General features: G+C 63.1%; 13 protein-coding genes. 3 read left to right on the forward strand and 10 right to left on the reverse strand.

Annotation, left to right across the window (positions count from 1 at the left end):
* Nucleotides 1–7: 7 nt before the first annotated feature.
* Together VNZ65_RS12290 and rmuC are read left to right on the forward strand one after the other, a co-directional pair.
* Nucleotides 8–442, forward strand: a complete 435-nt coding sequence (locus tag VNZ65_RS12290; RefSeq protein WP_325669389.1) for a group II truncated hemoglobin — start codon at nucleotides 8–10, stop codon at nucleotides 440–442.
* A 23-nt stretch (nucleotides 443–465) separates the two neighbouring features.
* On the forward strand, nucleotides 466–1,932 hold the full coding sequence (rmuC, locus tag VNZ65_RS12295) for a DNA recombination protein RmuC (RefSeq protein ID WP_325669345.1): 1,467 nt from the start codon (nucleotides 466–468) through the stop codon (nucleotides 1,930–1,932).
* 287 nt (nucleotides 1,933–2,219) lie between these two features.
* On the opposite strand, the gene VNZ65_RS12300 is transcribed toward rmuC, so the two are convergent.
* From VNZ65_RS12300 to VNZ65_RS12320, 5 genes are read right to left on the reverse strand one after another with little or no spacing between them, the layout of a single operon-like run.
* Complete coding sequence (locus VNZ65_RS12300; RefSeq protein WP_325669347.1) at nucleotides 2,220–3,032, reverse strand: ATP-binding cassette domain-containing protein; 813 nt, start codon at nucleotides 3,030–3,032, stop codon at nucleotides 2,220–2,222.
* 30 nt (nucleotides 3,033–3,062) lie between these two features.
* Nucleotides 3,063–4,172, reverse strand: coding sequence for a FecCD family ABC transporter permease (locus tag VNZ65_RS12305; protein WP_414649110.1), 1,110 nt, complete (start codon nucleotides 4,170–4,172; stop codon nucleotides 3,063–3,065).
* Nucleotides 4,173–4,178: 6 nt separating this feature from the next.
* Nucleotides 4,179–5,048, reverse strand: a complete 870-nt coding sequence (locus VNZ65_RS12310) for a heme/hemin ABC transporter substrate-binding protein (RefSeq protein ID WP_414649111.1) — start codon at nucleotides 5,046–5,048, stop codon at nucleotides 4,179–4,181.
* Between the two features lie 26 nt (nucleotides 5,049–5,074).
* Complete coding sequence (locus VNZ65_RS12315; RefSeq protein ID WP_325669349.1) at nucleotides 5,075–6,175, reverse strand: hemin-degrading factor; 1,101 nt, start codon at nucleotides 6,173–6,175, stop codon at nucleotides 5,075–5,077.
* Nucleotides 6,176–6,202: 27 nt separating this feature from the next.
* Nucleotides 6,203–8,383, reverse strand: a complete 2,181-nt coding sequence (locus VNZ65_RS12320; protein ID WP_414649112.1) for a TonB-dependent hemoglobin/transferrin/lactoferrin family receptor — start codon at nucleotides 8,381–8,383, stop codon at nucleotides 6,203–6,205.
* Nucleotides 8,384–8,830: 447 nt separating this feature from the next.
* On the opposite strand from VNZ65_RS12320, the gene VNZ65_RS12325 reads away from it, so the two are divergent.
* Nucleotides 8,831–9,094, forward strand: coding sequence for a hypothetical protein (locus tag VNZ65_RS12325; protein WP_062113620.1), 264 nt, complete (start codon nucleotides 8,831–8,833; stop codon nucleotides 9,092–9,094).
* Between the two features lie 78 nt (nucleotides 9,095–9,172).
* Here VNZ65_RS12325 and VNZ65_RS12330 read toward each other — a convergent pair whose 3' ends face one another.
* The 5 genes from VNZ65_RS12330 to glp form a co-directional block, all read right to left on the reverse strand.
* Nucleotides 9,173–9,580, reverse strand: coding sequence for a VOC family protein (locus tag VNZ65_RS12330; RefSeq protein WP_325669354.1), 408 nt, complete (start codon nucleotides 9,578–9,580; stop codon nucleotides 9,173–9,175).
* Nucleotides 9,581–9,642: 62 nt separating this feature from the next.
* Nucleotides 9,643–10,239 (reverse strand): nucleotidyltransferase family protein, encoded by a 597-nt coding sequence (locus VNZ65_RS12335; RefSeq protein ID WP_325669356.1) that lies wholly within the window; start codon nucleotides 10,237–10,239, stop codon nucleotides 9,643–9,645.
* Between the two features lie 12 nt (nucleotides 10,240–10,251).
* Nucleotides 10,252–10,707: a GNAT family N-acetyltransferase gene (locus tag VNZ65_RS12340; RefSeq protein ID WP_325669358.1), complete on the reverse strand. Its 456-nt coding sequence runs from the start codon at nucleotides 10,705–10,707 to the stop codon at nucleotides 10,252–10,254.
* Between the two features lie 95 nt (nucleotides 10,708–10,802).
* Nucleotides 10,803–12,104 carry an MFS transporter gene (locus tag VNZ65_RS12345; protein WP_325669360.1) on the reverse strand — a complete coding sequence of 434 codons (1,302 nt, stop codon included), beginning with the start codon at nucleotides 12,102–12,104 and terminating at the stop codon, nucleotides 10,803–10,805.
* Nucleotides 12,105–12,133: 29 nt separating this feature from the next.
* Nucleotides 12,134–13,366, reverse strand: a complete 1,233-nt coding sequence (gene glp / locus VNZ65_RS12350; RefSeq protein WP_325669395.1) for a gephyrin-like molybdotransferase Glp — start codon at nucleotides 13,364–13,366, stop codon at nucleotides 12,134–12,136.
* Between the last annotated feature and the right edge of the window lie 55 nt (nucleotides 13,367–13,421).

The following is a 13,421-nucleotide window of genomic DNA, read 5'->3' on the forward strand; positions in this document are numbered from 1 at the left end:
TCCCCCCATGACTACAGACACTACCACCACCCAAGCGCCTGAGGAACAATCCCAGGCCAGCCTCTACGACCTGATCGGCGGCGCCGGCAAGCTGCGCGAACTGGTCGACCGCTTTTACGACCTGATGGACCTGGAGCCGCAATTCTCCGTGATCCGGGCCCTGCATCCGACCACCCTCGACGGCTCGCGCGACAAGTTCTACTGGTTCCTGTCCGGCTGGAGCGGTGGCCCCGACCTGTATATCCAGCAGTTCGGCCATCCGCGCCTGCGTGCCCGCCATCTGCCTTACGGCATCGCTTCGCCCGAGCGCGACCAGTGGCTACGCTGCATGGCGCTGGCGATGCAGGATGTCGGCATGGATGAATGGCTGCAGGAACGCCTGCTGACGTCCTTCTTCCAGACCGCCGACTGGATGCGCAATAAGCCCGATACTCCACAATAACTGCTCGTCTTCGAATAGCCCACATGCCTTCATCAGAATTACTCGTCCTGCTCGTTGCCGCCGCCGTCATCATCGTGCTGCAGATCGTTGCGATTTTCCGCAGCGCGCGCGGGGCCGACCCGGCGCAACAGCTGGCGCAGTTGCAGAGCGATCTACAGCGCCATCAGCAAGAACTTGGCGAACGCCAGCAACGCGACCTGCGCGGCGAAGTGCAGACCAGCGCGCAAAACATGCGGCAGGAAATCGGCAGCAATTTCGGCCAGCTGCAGCAGACGCTGGCGGCGCAGATGACCAGCGTCGCCACCTTGCAGAACAACCAGATCGACACCTTCGCCCAGCAGCTGGTCAAGCTGACTGAAACCAACGCCCAGCAGCTCGACGGCATGCGGCTGGCGATGAACCAGCAGGCCCAGACCAGCCGCGAAGAACAGGCGCAATCGCTCAAGCGCTTCGGCGACACCCTCAACCAGACATTGGCGGCGCTGACCGAATCGAATGCGCAACGGATGGCGGAAGTACGCGCCACGCTGGAAGCCAGGATCAAGGATCTGCAAGCCGACAACGGCTTGCGGCTGGAAGAAATGCGCAAGACCGTCGACGAAAAATTGCACGCGACGCTGGAACAGCGCCTTGGCGAATCGTTCAAGATCGTTTCCGACCGCCTGGAAAAAGTCCATCAGGGCCTGGGCGAAATGCAGCAGCTGGCGATCGGCGTCGGCGATCTCAAACGGGTGCTGACCAACGTCAAGACACGCGGCACCTGGGGCGAAGTGCAGCTGGAAATGCTGCTGGAACAGGTGCTGACGCCGGAGCAGTACGCCAAGAACGTGGAAACCGTTCCCGGCAGCGGCGAGCGGGTCGAGTTCGCGATCAAGCTCCCGGGCAATGACGACGGCGGCACGCCGGTTTGGATGCCGATCGACGCCAAGTTCCCGAAAGAACAGTACGAACGGCTGGCGGATGCCGCCGACCGCGCCGATGCCGAGGGCGTAGCCACGGCTTCCAGGGAACTGGAGCGGGCCGTGCGCCTTGAGGCCAAGACCATCGCCGAGAAATACCTGTCGCCGCCGCTGACCACCGATTTCGCCATCCTGTTCCTGCCGACCGAAGGCTTGTATGCCGAAGTCATGCGCCGTCCCGGCCTGGCCGACGAATTGCAGCGCCTGCACCGCATCAGCATCGCCGGGCCGTCGACCTTGTCGGCGCTGCTGAACAGCCTGCAGATGGGCTTCCGCACGCTGGCGCTGGAGAAGCGCTCATCGGAAGTGTGGCAGGTGCTGGGTGCGGTGAAGACGGAGTTCGGCAAGTTCGGCGACGTCCTGGCCGCCACCAAGCTGACCCTGGAACGCGCCGCCAAGAACATCGACCAGGCCGAAGTACGCAGCCGCCAGATGGCGCGCAAGCTGAAATCGGTGGAAGCCTTGCCGAGCGAGGCGGCGCAGCGCTTGCTGGGGAAAGAGCCGGACCTGCTGGCCGACGACGAAAACTAAGATCGACATTTCACGTCGCTGATGTCGTGCAAGCGCTTGATATTGGACAGTGCGTGGACAGTGCGCTGCCGGAATGGAGTCATGTGGGGTCAGAGTCGAGTTTCGCGGTGCTTTTTCGCGAAACTCGACTCTGACCCCACATGACGGATTCGGAGAAAGGCGGAGCGCATTACAGGGTTTTTTAAGACTGGGTATGCACTCCGGGCCCACTTAGCTACATGTCTTAAGCATGACGAAATACCAGCTTGCGATTTTCTGGCGGTATCGCTGGCAATCCGCCTAAGTCATCAAGCCGGCATCGCAAACGGCGGCTTGCCGGCCTGTTGCACCACTTCCACTTCAATCCCGAGACAAGCCCTGACAATGTGAGGCGTCATGGTCAGCGCCGGCGTATCCTGCACCAGCAGGGTGCCGTCCGCCAGCCAGGCCAGCTGGTCGGCATAGCGTGCCGCCAGGTTGGGATCGTGCATGATCGCCAGCACGCCGATATGCCATTCCTTGGCCAGTTGCCGCAAGGTGCGCAGCAGATGATGCTGGTGCGCCAGGTCTAGCGCCGCGGTGGGTTCGTCCAGCAGCAGATAGCGCGCCGCCGGGGTTTCCTGCTCGCTGGCTGCCGGCCGCAGCTGCGCCAGCACCCGGGCGAACTGCACCCGCGCCAGTTCGCCTCCGGAGAGCGTGGTGACATCGCGTTCTGCAAGGGCGGCCGCACCGGCCAGCGCCAGCGCTTCCATCGCAATCAGGCGGTCGCTCATGCTGTTGCCGCCGCCGTGCGGGTAGCGCCCCAGCAAGGCGATTTCCATTGCCGTGAAAGGAAACGAGAACTGCACGCTTTGCGGCAGTACCGCGCGGATCTGCGCCAGTCGTTGGGGCGTGAGCTGATCGAGTGCGCGCTGATTGATCGATATCGTCCCACTCAGGCGGGCCTCGTTGCCTTGCAGCTTGCCGTGGAATTCGCCTGACATGGCTTTCAGCAGGCTGCTCTTGCCGGCGCCGTTACGTCCCAGCAAGGCCACGATCTGGCCAGGCTGGATGCGCAGGTTCAGATTGCGCAGGATGGTTTTGTCGCCGCGCTGCAGCGAAAGGTCGGTGGCAACTAGCATGATGGTTTTTCGTATGGTTCCAAGGTGGCGCTACAAGCCAAGCTGCGCGCGGCGGCGCCACAGCAGCACGATGAAGAACGGCCCGCCCAGCAATGCGGTGAGGATGCCCAGCGGCAGTTCCGCCGGCGCCGCCATGGTGCGCGCCGCCAGGTCGGCCAGCAAGGTCAGCAGCGCGCCGAACAGCATGGCGCCCGGCAGCACCACGCGCTGGTCAGGACCGCAGGCAAGGCGGATGCAGTGCGGCGCCACCAGGCCGATGAAGCCGATGGTGCCGGTGCAAGCCACCAGGCCGCCGACGCACAGCGAGCTGACGATCAGCACCTGGCGCTTGATGCGCTGCACCGGTACGCCCAGATGCTGGGCTTCCGCTTCGCCCAGCAGCATTGCATTCAAGGCCGCCGAGTGGCGCGCCATCGCTGCTACGCACAGTACGACTACCGGCGCTGCAACTGCTAGCAAGGACCAGTGTGCGCTGGCCAGGCTGCCGAGATTCCAGAAGGTCAGGGTGCGCAGCTGGGCGTCGCCGGCGATAAAGCTGAGCACGCCGATGCCAGCCATCGAGATGGCGTTGAAGGCGATCCCGGCCAGCAGCAGGATGGGCAGTGCCAGACGGCCTTTGGCGGCGCCGATCCGGTACACCAGCAGCGCCACTGCCAGGGCGCCGGCAAAGGCTGCCAGCATCGGGGCATAGAGACCAAGCGCGCTTAACGCTGTCGGCCACAGGACGCCGCCGAGCACGATGGTGGTGGCAGCGCCGAGGGCGGCGCCGCTGGAGACGCCGATCAGGCCAGGATCGGCCAAGGGATTGCGGAACAAGGCTTGCAGCGCGCTGCCGGCGGCGCCGAAGCCGCAACCGACCAGCAGCGCCAGCAGTACCCGCGGCATGCGGATATCCAGCAGCACCGCGCGTGCCTGGGCGTCGGCCGCCGAGAGCTCGGCGCCGGACCATAGCAGGCGCGGTACTTGCCAGGGATCGATGCGATAAGCGCCCAGCCCAGCGCACAGCAGCATGACCACCAGCAGCAATAGTGCCAGAACCAACAGCACCAAGCGCTGGCGCGACTGGCGCCCGATCGCCAGCGGTGACATGGCGGCCGTTGGAGCCGGCGGTTGCGCGGCGGCGGAATAAGTGGAGGACATCAGGAATCAGGCAATCAGTTGAGCGGAAAGACGGCGCAGCGCGATCGGTAGCCGCGGGCCGAAGCCGAGCAGCAGCAGGGCATCCATATCGGCGATCACGCGCTTGTTGCGGGTAGCTGGAGTCAAGGCCAGGCCTGGCATCTTCAGCAATTGCTCGAGACCACCCATGGCCGTGAGTCCTTCGCTGGTGGTCATCAAGACATCAGGAGCGGCAGCGATGGCGCTTTCGGCCGTCAGCGGCTTATAGCCTTTGAAGCCGTCCTTGCCGCCCAGGGCGTTGACCGCGCCGGCATAGCGGATCATGGCGTCGGCGGCGGTGTCGCGTCCGGCCACCATGGCCTGGGCGCCGCTGTTGCTGAGGATGAACAGCACCCGCAGCGGCGGCTTGCCGGCCTGCTGCTGGCGCTGTGCCTGAATCGCCGTCATGGCCGTCTGCCAGTCGCTGTCGAAGCGCTGCAGCAGACTGTCGCCGCGCGCCGCCAGATCGAGCGCCTTGGCGCTGCCGCTGATCTTGTCGCGCACCGATTGCACATCATGCTGTTCGGACAGCGTGACGACACGCACGCCGGCAGCAGCGATCTGCTGGATTGCCGTCGGCGGACCGGCTTCGGCCGAAGCCAGCAGCAGGTCGGGGCGCAGGGACAGCACGCCTTCCGCCGACAGTGCGCGCTGGTAGCCCATCTTCGGCAGCGCCAGCGCGGCCGCCGGATAGGTGCTGGTGGTGTCGCTGCCGATCAGCATGGCGCCGGCGTCCAGCGCATACACTACTTCGGTGATGGCGCCGCCGGCCACTGCTACCCGCAACGGTTTGGCGCCAGCGCCGCGGGCCGGCAGCATCGTCAGCAGCATGCCGGCCGCAGCCGTTCCCAGCAGCATGCGGCGCTGCTTGTCTACAGGAGGTTTCACGCTTGTGCCTCTGCATCGGCTGTGGTTTCCAGCAGCGGCAGGCTCAAGGCCGCGGCGCGCCAGGCCGGCAGTTCCGGCTGGCCCGGCTTGCGTACGCCGAACAGCATGGCGATGGTGCCGCCGTCGGCGTCGAACAGTTCCAGCGAGGTGACTTCGCCGTCGCTGGTCGGCTTGCTGACCACCCAGCTGGAGACGATCTTGTCTTCCCGCAGATGCAGGTTGAAGCCGGCATCAAGCACGTTCAGCCAGGGACCCATCAGCTTGATGTTGGAGACCGGGCCGGAATGGATCTGGATCATGCCGCGGTTGCCGACAAAGACCATGATCGGCAAGCCGCTGGCGGCGGCCTGGTCGAGGATCAGGCGCGCGGCGCTGTTGTCTACCTGACGGACGAATTGCGGCGGCGCCAGGCGCAAGGCCTGGGTACGGCTGACGCCGAAGTCGCGCATCAGGCCGAAGAATTCGTGGGTGTCTTGCATATTGCTCCAGGCAGCGCGGAAACCGTCGCCGTCGATTGCGTCGTCGGCTTTGTCGATGGCGGCTGCCGGCACTGGCTCGACGGTGATGCCTGGCAGCTGTTCCGGATCGCGCCAGCGCGCCACCAGCTCGTCGAAAGCGGCATGGTTGCTGTGCTCGCGCAGGAACACCTTATGCACCGCTTCGCCATGCAGGTCATAGAACTGCAAGCTTTTCTGCAAGCTGGTTTCGCTGCCGCGGGTGACTTCTTCAATGACGGCGCAGCCGAAATGCCATTGCTTGTAGAAGATCCGCAAATCGATGGCTTCGCCCAGCGCCAGGCCGACATGGCCATTGTGGCTCATCTTTTCGTACAAGCCATCTTTTTCATGCACCACGTTGTCGTTGCGGGTGAGCGCCATGACCGCACCCAGCTGCGGCACTTCTTCAAAGATTTCAATGAAGTTCGGCAGCAGCCGGATCGCCTCGGCGCCGACGCAGGCAGCCAGCGCTTCGCCTTCGGAAACGCCAATGGCGGCAGCGGCGTCGCGATTGCGCAGTTTCTGTTCATGCTTGGCGGCGAGGAATTGCCGGCGCAGCTGCGGGATGTCCGATTGTGGCTTGCGGGTGGTGGTAAGCATAGGGTTCTCCTCCGGGAAGTGGAATGGTTAGTACTGGAATTTCAAGCCGACATTGAAGCTGCGGCCGGGTGCTGTATAGGCGTCCTTGACGGTCGAATTGTCGGCCAGGCCGCGCACGTCCGACCAGTTCCAGTACTGGCGGTTGAACAGGTTGTGGATGCCGGCGTACAGCGCCACGTTCTTGCTGATGTTGTAGCCGCCGCGCAGGTCCATCACGAACGCCGCCGGCGGGGCGAAATCTGTCTGCTTGCTCATGTCGCTGCGGCGCTTGCCGCTTTGGTAGATGACATCGGCCTGGCCGTACCAGACTTCGCTCGGTTCATAGCGCAGGCCGAGCACCGCCATGAATGGATTGGCTGTGTCGAGCGGCGTGCTGCTGCCGTCGGCGCCTTCGGTATGGCCCTTGGTGTAGGCCATGCCGGCCTTGACGCCGATGCCGTTGGCCAGTTGCCAGTCGATACGCGCTTCGGCGCCGCTGATGCGGGCCTTGGCGCGGTTCACGTATTGATAGATCAGGGGATCGACGAATGGGCGGCCACTGCCGCTGACCACTTCCTGCGAGATGAAATTGCTGTAGCGTCCGGTGAACGCCGCCACGCTGTAGCGCAGGACGTTCTCGCCGCCGCTCAGCTTGCCGCGCAGGCCCACTTCAAAGGTGTTGCTGGTTTCCGGTTTCAGGTCGGGATTGCCGATGGTGGCGTAGCCGTAGATCGGATTGCCGAAGCTGTTGTTGACCTGGTCCGGCGTCGGCGTGCGGAAGCCGCGCGCATACTGGACATAGGGCAGCAAAGCGGGGCTGATTTCATACATCAGCGCCAGCCGCGGCGACACTGCGTTACCGCTGGAATCGGTTGGCTTGCCGGTATAGGACGGGTCGTTCTTCTCTGGCGTCAGGCGATAGCCGTCGAAGCGCAGGCCCGGCGTGATGGTGAGCGGGCTATTCTGCGACAGGCGGAATTCATCCTGTAAAAACGCGCCGAACAAGGTGTAGTCGGTAGTAGGGAAAGCCTTGTTGGGGAAAGGCGATTCGCCGACGCCGGGAACGGTGCCGTCGCGCAAGCCTTCGATATGCGCCGTGCTGAGATCGAAGCCGTACACCAGCTTGTGCTGCAGGCTGCCGGTGGCAAAGCTGCTTTCGGCCTGGGCCGAGCCGCCGACAGTGCGTTCCTGGTAGGTGTTGGCGCGCGTGCGGTCGACCACCGGGAACCGCTGTTCATAGGAGAACTGATTGGTCTTGGCTTCCTGGAAGTAAAGCTGGGCGTGGGCGTTCTGGAAATACCGGTTGTCGCTGTCCTTGAAGTTGTAATCGATGCTGTAGCGGTTGCGCTCCAGCTTGTCGTTGGCGCGCAGCGCCAGGGTGCTTTTGGTGATGGCGGACAGTACATCGGAATCGGTCTTCTGTTCCTGGTGGCTGATCGCCGCCGTGAAAGTATCTTGCGCGCTGGCCTTGAACACCAGCTTGCCGAGCAGGGCATTGCCATGGACATTCTGCGGATTCGCGGTGTCGCGGTTGGGGCCGTTGATGTTGCGCGTACCTTTGGTGTCGACTTCGTGGCCGTCGCGCTTGTTGGCGATCAGCAAGCCCTCAAAGCGCTCGCCGCCGAATGCCGCGACGGCGGTGGTCGAGGTGCTGCCGTCGGTGGAATCGTAAGTCGGCTTGATCGAGAAATAGGTCGGCTTGTTGAAGATCTTCAGGAAATCGGCAGGATCCTTGGTGATGAAATTGACCGCGCCGGTCAGGCCATCGCTACCGTACATGGCCGAGGCCGGCCCGCGCAGGATTTCCACGCGCTTGTACATGTCCATCTCGACATAGTCGCCGCGGCCGGCTTCCAGCGGCCCAAATGAAAAAGAACTGGGCAGACGGATGCCGTCTTCCATCAGCAGAATGCGGTTGCCTTCCAGGCCGCGGATATTGATGCCCTCGTTGCCGCCGCGGCCGCCGGCGGTGGCGGCGGAGGTCGGACGGTAAGGGCCGCGGCGGACGGTCACGCCCGGCTCATAGCGCAGCAGATCCTTGACGTCCCTGGGTTGCTGTTCTTCGATGGTGTCGGCGCTGATCACCGAGATACTGCTTGGTGTTTGCGAGACCGCGGTTTCGCTGCGGGTCGCGGTCACAGATATTTCATCGAACTGATGCGCGGCCGCATGGTTGCCTGCCAGGACAGTCGCTTGTTCCGCGAATGCTGGCGCAGATGCTGCGCACATGGCGAGGATGGCGAAGTTAACGGCCGCAGGCAGGCGGCGCAGCGCCGGCGCCGCAGGGCGAGTTGGATATGAATTGGGCAAAGCGTCTTACTCCAGAACGATGCAGCATGTTTAGTGGCTGGCATCGCTGGGTGCGGCTGGCTGAAAAGTGAGTTGAGCTGTGCAAAAGGGGCGAAAGCCCAGTGCACAAATCAATTATAAATGAGAATGATTGTTATTTGTATTTTTTTGTTTGGCAAAATGGCAGCACGGAATTTTAAGTGAAATGCTTGTTGGCGGCAGTTACATCTGGTAGCAATAATGCATTTCCTGAAACAGAGGCTTCCCGGCCTCTGTCCTATACTATGATTACGGCATGGCTTGCACGGATGCAGCACTTCCTGCGCATCCGTTGGTCGCCGGCATTCGTCGCAGTCTTCCGCCGAGGCTGCATGCAAGGAGCTCATTATGCGCAAACTCATTTTACTGGCCGTGGTCGCCCTGTTGGCAGGCTGCGCCACCGACGCCGAACGTTCGCTGCAGGCGCAGAAAGACGTTGACCAGATGATGCAGATCTACGGTCCTGCGTGTCAGCGGCTTGGATATAAAGCCGACTCCAACGAATGGCGCAATTGCGTGCTGCGGCTGGATACCAAGAACAATGTCGAACGCTATCCGGCCACGACCACCTGCTTCGGCCATCCTGGCTTGTTCCAATGTAATACCTTCTGATCTTAGCCCGTCTGCAGAGCGTATCCGTGACCGGACATCAAGCGATTGATGTCCGGTTTGCCTATGGCGGCCGGTTTTTTATCCGGCCTGGCTAGCTGGCGCGTCATGGCAGCACACGCAAATCTTGTTGCCGTCGGGGTCACGGAAATATGCGCCGTAATAATGCGGATGATATTCCAGGCGCAGACCGGGCGGCCCCTCGCAGCTGCCGCCATGCCGCAGCGCCGCCGCATGGGCGTTGTCGACGGCGGCGCGGTCAGGCGCCAGCAGCGCGACCATCTGGCCGTTGCCGGCGGCCGCGCCTGCGCCGTCATACGGCGCGCCGATGATGAACAGGGGGCGGGCATGGCCGGCCGCCATCCAGGCTGCCCAAGGCTTGCCGGCATCGCAGAATTTCAGCTGCAGATCCAGTTCCTGCATGAGGGCGGAATAAAAGCGGAAGGCGCGCTGGAAGTCGGTAATGCCGACAAAGACATGAGAAATCATGAAGCTTTCCTTTAGGGAGTGGGGCGGCTGGCATTTCGGCTCGGACATGATGGGGCGATAATTTAGCGTATCTCATCTGGCAAGGATTGCGCTCGCGGCTCCGGATTTTCCTCGACCCGCAGCAAAGGCCAATGCAACAGCCAGCGCTTGTCCCGCAAGCGCTGATCGAACAGATTTCTTTTTTCTTCGGAAAAACGTGTCGTCGGCCTGACGATGGCCTGGTACAGATCATGTAAGCCGAATGGCGCCGCCAGTTCCAGATTGCCATGGCTGCCGCACCTGACCGCCACCGCAGTGGCGGTTTCCGGCCAGTAGCGCATGGCGTCGCTGCTGCACAAATAAGGCGCGTCGCCATTGCGGACATGCATGCGGCTTTGGTTTTTGACCGACCATGCGATGGAACTGTCCAGCTCCAGCAGGCGATGTTCCAGCTGCCGGTCGTTTTCTGCGCCGTTACCGCAAGGGGCAAACCAGATGACGTCGACGTCTCCAGACAGCGGCGACGGCGGGCGATCGTGCAACCAATCCCACACCGCGTTTCTGACAAAACCGGCAGCAATCCAGCAATCGGGCAGTTCGAGCGTGCGCACCAACGCTATCAGGCGCCGCCGTTCGGGATCGGCGCGTAACAAGGCTGTGAGCTCGTCAGCGTGCTTCATATCAGGGAAAACTCAATCGAGCGGCAGGCGCATGGGTACGAAGCATATGCCGTGCATTTCTATCCGAGAGTCCGTTGGCGCAAAACCGAAGCGTTTATATACAGGTAAGGCGGCTGGAGAAGAATTAACGGTAAACGTTTGAATCCCGGGCGCCGATGCCCGCGCCGCCTGCCACAACCGCGTGGCCATGCCTTGACGCTGGAACTGGGGTGCGACGAACAGATGAAACACATGGCTGCGATCGCGCATGGCAATGAAGCCGGCCAGCACGTCGCCGACGCAAGCAGTGATGTAGCGGTAACGCGGATCGGAAATGTAGCCGGCTTCCGCTTCGACGGATATCGATGCCAGGAATTGCTCGGCGCCGCTGCCGTCCGCACTGATCGTGAATTCATGCGTGAACTGCCGGATCAGGGCGCTGATGGCGGTGGCGTCGCTGGCTTGGGCCGGGCGGAGTTCGCATGCCATTGCTGCTAAGGTTTTCGCGTCGTTCATGAGTCTGGCTGTCATGGCGTTAAAGGAAAGAAAATCTGCCGGCATTTGAACGCACAAGATTAGCGTGCTTATGTGGTTTTGTCAGTGACTGGGAAAGCGGCCGGATATTCTCTCTGATACCAGCCGTTGGCTGTATCGTGATCCGCGCTCAGGAATTCGCGCATTTTAGGAATCATTGCCAGGCCGATGCTGCACAGCGCGATCAGGATGCCGAACAGCACGTAGCATTGCGCCACCGATGCATGCAGCAAAGCCATGCCGGCGACTGCCGGGCCCAGCGTCGACGCGAGCTGCCACACCATGATGTTGACCGAGGCATTGCGCGCGCGGTAGGTGACCGGCGTCGCCAGCAGGCGATGCGTGACGCCGACAAACTGGGTGGTCGATTGCGAGATGCCGAGCAGGAAAAAAGCCGTTGCCAGCATCAGTGGCGAAGTCGTCAGGCCTACCACCAGCAGCGCGACGGCGCGCAGCTGGGCTGCGCCTATCAAGGCCCGGAAACGCCCCAGCGTCCTGGAGAAAAAAGAGGCGCAGCCAAGAAAACCCAGGAACATGCCGGCCATGATGCCCATGTTGGTCGCGCCCAGCCAGAATGCCGACAGGCCGAGGCTGGTCACTCGCAGGGCCGCCATCATGCCGATGGCCGGAGAGTAAAACACGCCGATGACGAGATTGGCCAAGGTCCAGTGGCGTTCCAGCGGAATATGCCATTTCATGCGCAGGCCGGCCTTCAGCTCATGCAGCCATTGCGCCGCTCCGAGCGCCGCGGGTTTACTGGCCGTCAGCGCCTTGGGCAGGCGGGCGGCGGCAAATGCCGCGATCAGCAGCAACGCTACATGCACCCAGAGCGCACTGGCGACGCTGCCGGCGGCGATTACGCTGCCGCCCAGCGCCGGACCGACGATGCCGCCGAGCGAGCCGCTGACTTTTTGCATGCTCATTGCCAGCGACAGTTTTTCGGCGGGCACCAGTTCCGAGGCGACGGTCTGGACGCAGGGCATGACGATCGCCATGGCGCAGACGCCGATCATCTCGCAGGCAATGATGAGATACAGATGATAGAAACCCGCTTGCGCCAGCAGCGCCAGCACCACGCTTTCGATGGCGATGGCGACGAAGCCGATCGCCATCAGGCGTTTCTTGGGATAACGGTCGCCCAAGGGCGAGAGCAGGGGGATGGCCAGCAGGCTGGCGGCTGCCACGGTGACGCCGAAGGTGGCCAGGTCGCGCGCGCCGCCGTGCTGGGCGATCCACCAGGCGATGGTGATATTGCCGAGCAGGAGCGCGCTCAGGGTCGCCATCTCGCTGAGCAGCACCAGCATGAAAGGCTTGCCCAGCTGCCGGACGTCGAGTCTGTATTGTTTGAACACGTGCTAGCGAACCTGGCGGACGGTGCGGATCAGACCAAACCGTCAAACAGGATCACTTCGACCTGGTCGCCGCTGGCGACATCGGCCTGGTCATGCGCCAGCACGATCATGCAATTGGCTTCCGCCATGGAGCGCAGGATGCCCGAGCCCTGGGCGGCGGTGGGGCGTACCGACCACTTGCCATCGTGCATGCCGAGGATGCCGCGCTGGTACTCCGTGCGTCCCGGCCGCTTGCGGATGGCGATCGCGGCGGTGGCGCGCATCAGCGGCAACGCCGGCGCTTGCGCACCCATCATCTGCAGCAGCGCTTCGCGCGCAAAAAAATAAAACGACACCATCACCGCCACCGGATTGCCTGGCAGGCCGAAGAACAGCGCCTGCTTGCCGCCGGACGCTATGCGGCCGAAAGCCAGCGGCCGGCCCGGACGCATGCCGATTTTCCAGAAGGCGACGTCGCCCAGCTGCGCCATCATCTGCTTGGTGTGATCGGCATCGCCGACCGAGACGCCGCCGGAGGTAATGATGGCGTCGGCGTTTTCGCAGGCGCTGCGGAAGGCCGCTTCCAGCGCCTGCGGATCGTCGCCGACCACGCCCATGTCGATGATGTCGCAGCCGAGGCGCTGCAGCATGCCGTACAGGGTGTAGCGGTTGGAATCGTAGACGCAGCCCGGTTCGAGTATTTCACCGACCGAGCGCAATTCGTCACCGGTGGAAAAGAAGGCAACACGCAGCCGTCGCCGTACCGGGATTTCAGCGATGCCGAGCGAAGCCAGCAAACCGAGATCGGCCGGGCGCAGGATGCGGCCCTTGCCGATTGCCGGGGTGCCGGCTTTCAGGTCTTCGCCGGCCAGGCGGCGATTGGCGCCTGGCTTGACTGCGCCTGGTGGGATCGTGATCTGACCAGCCGGGCCGCCTGCCGGGATCTGTACAAATTCCTGCGGGATGACGGTGTCCAGGCCGGCCGGCATCAAGGCGCCGGTCATGATGCGGATAGCTTCGCCGCGCGCAGCCGTTCCGTCATAGGCGCGGCCGGCGTGGGCGATGCCGGCTACCTGCAGGATGGTATCGCTATCCTGGCGCAGGTCGGCGGAATGGAAGGCATAGCCGTCCATGGCCGAGTTGTCGTGCGCCGGCACATCGATGGGCGAGATGATGTCGGTCGCCAGCACCCGGTCCAGCGCGCTGCGCAGCGCCACTTTCTCAATCGCGCCGACCGGCGTGATGAAGGCATGGATGATGGCCTGCGCCTGGCTCACCGGCATGGCGTGCGGATCGTAATCCGACAGGCAGCTGGTGAGGGCGGACAAGGATGGCTGG

This window comes from Collimonas sp. (assembly GCF_035566555.1).
In the GTDB taxonomy this organism is placed as follows: Bacteria; Pseudomonadota; Gammaproteobacteria; order Burkholderiales; family Burkholderiaceae_D; genus Collimonas.

Coding starts and splice junctions, on each gene's coding strand:
- VNZ65_RS12290 (WP_325669389.1), top strand. CDS start 8: ATGACTACAGACACTACCACCACCCAAGCGCCTGAGGAACAATCCCAG.
- rmuC (WP_325669345.1), top strand. CDS start 466: ATGCCTTCATCAGAATTACTCGTCCTGCTCGTTGCCGCCGCCGTCATC.
- VNZ65_RS12300 (WP_325669347.1), bottom strand. CDS start 3,032: ATGCTAGTTGCCACCGACCTTTCGCTGCAGCGCGGCGACAAAACCATC.
- VNZ65_RS12305 (WP_414649110.1), bottom strand. CDS start 4,172: ATGTCCTCCACTTATTCCGCCGCCGCGCAACCGCCGGCTCCAACGGCC.
- VNZ65_RS12310 (WP_414649111.1), bottom strand. CDS start 5,048: ATGCTGCTGGGAACGGCTGCGGCCGGCATGCTGCTGACGATGCTGCCG.
- VNZ65_RS12315 (WP_325669349.1), bottom strand. CDS start 6,175: ATGCTTACCACCACCCGCAAGCCACAATCGGACATCCCGCAGCTGCGC.
- VNZ65_RS12320 (WP_414649112.1), bottom strand. CDS start 8,383: ATGTGCGCAGCATCTGCGCCAGCATTCGCGGAACAAGCGACTGTCCTG.
- VNZ65_RS12325 (WP_062113620.1), top strand. CDS start 8,831: ATGCGCAAACTCATTTTACTGGCCGTGGTCGCCCTGTTGGCAGGCTGC.
- VNZ65_RS12330 (WP_325669354.1), bottom strand. CDS start 9,580: ATGATTTCTCATGTCTTTGTCGGCATTACCGACTTCCAGCGCGCCTTC.
- VNZ65_RS12335 (WP_325669356.1), bottom strand. CDS start 10,239: ATGAAGCACGCTGACGAGCTCACAGCCTTGTTACGCGCCGATCCCGAA.
- VNZ65_RS12340 (WP_325669358.1), bottom strand. CDS start 10,707: ATGGCATGCGAACTCCGCCCGGCCCAAGCCAGCGACGCCACCGCCATC.
- glp (WP_325669395.1), bottom strand. CDS start 13,366: ATGCCGGTGAGCCAGGCGCAGGCCATCATCCATGCCTTCATCACGCCG.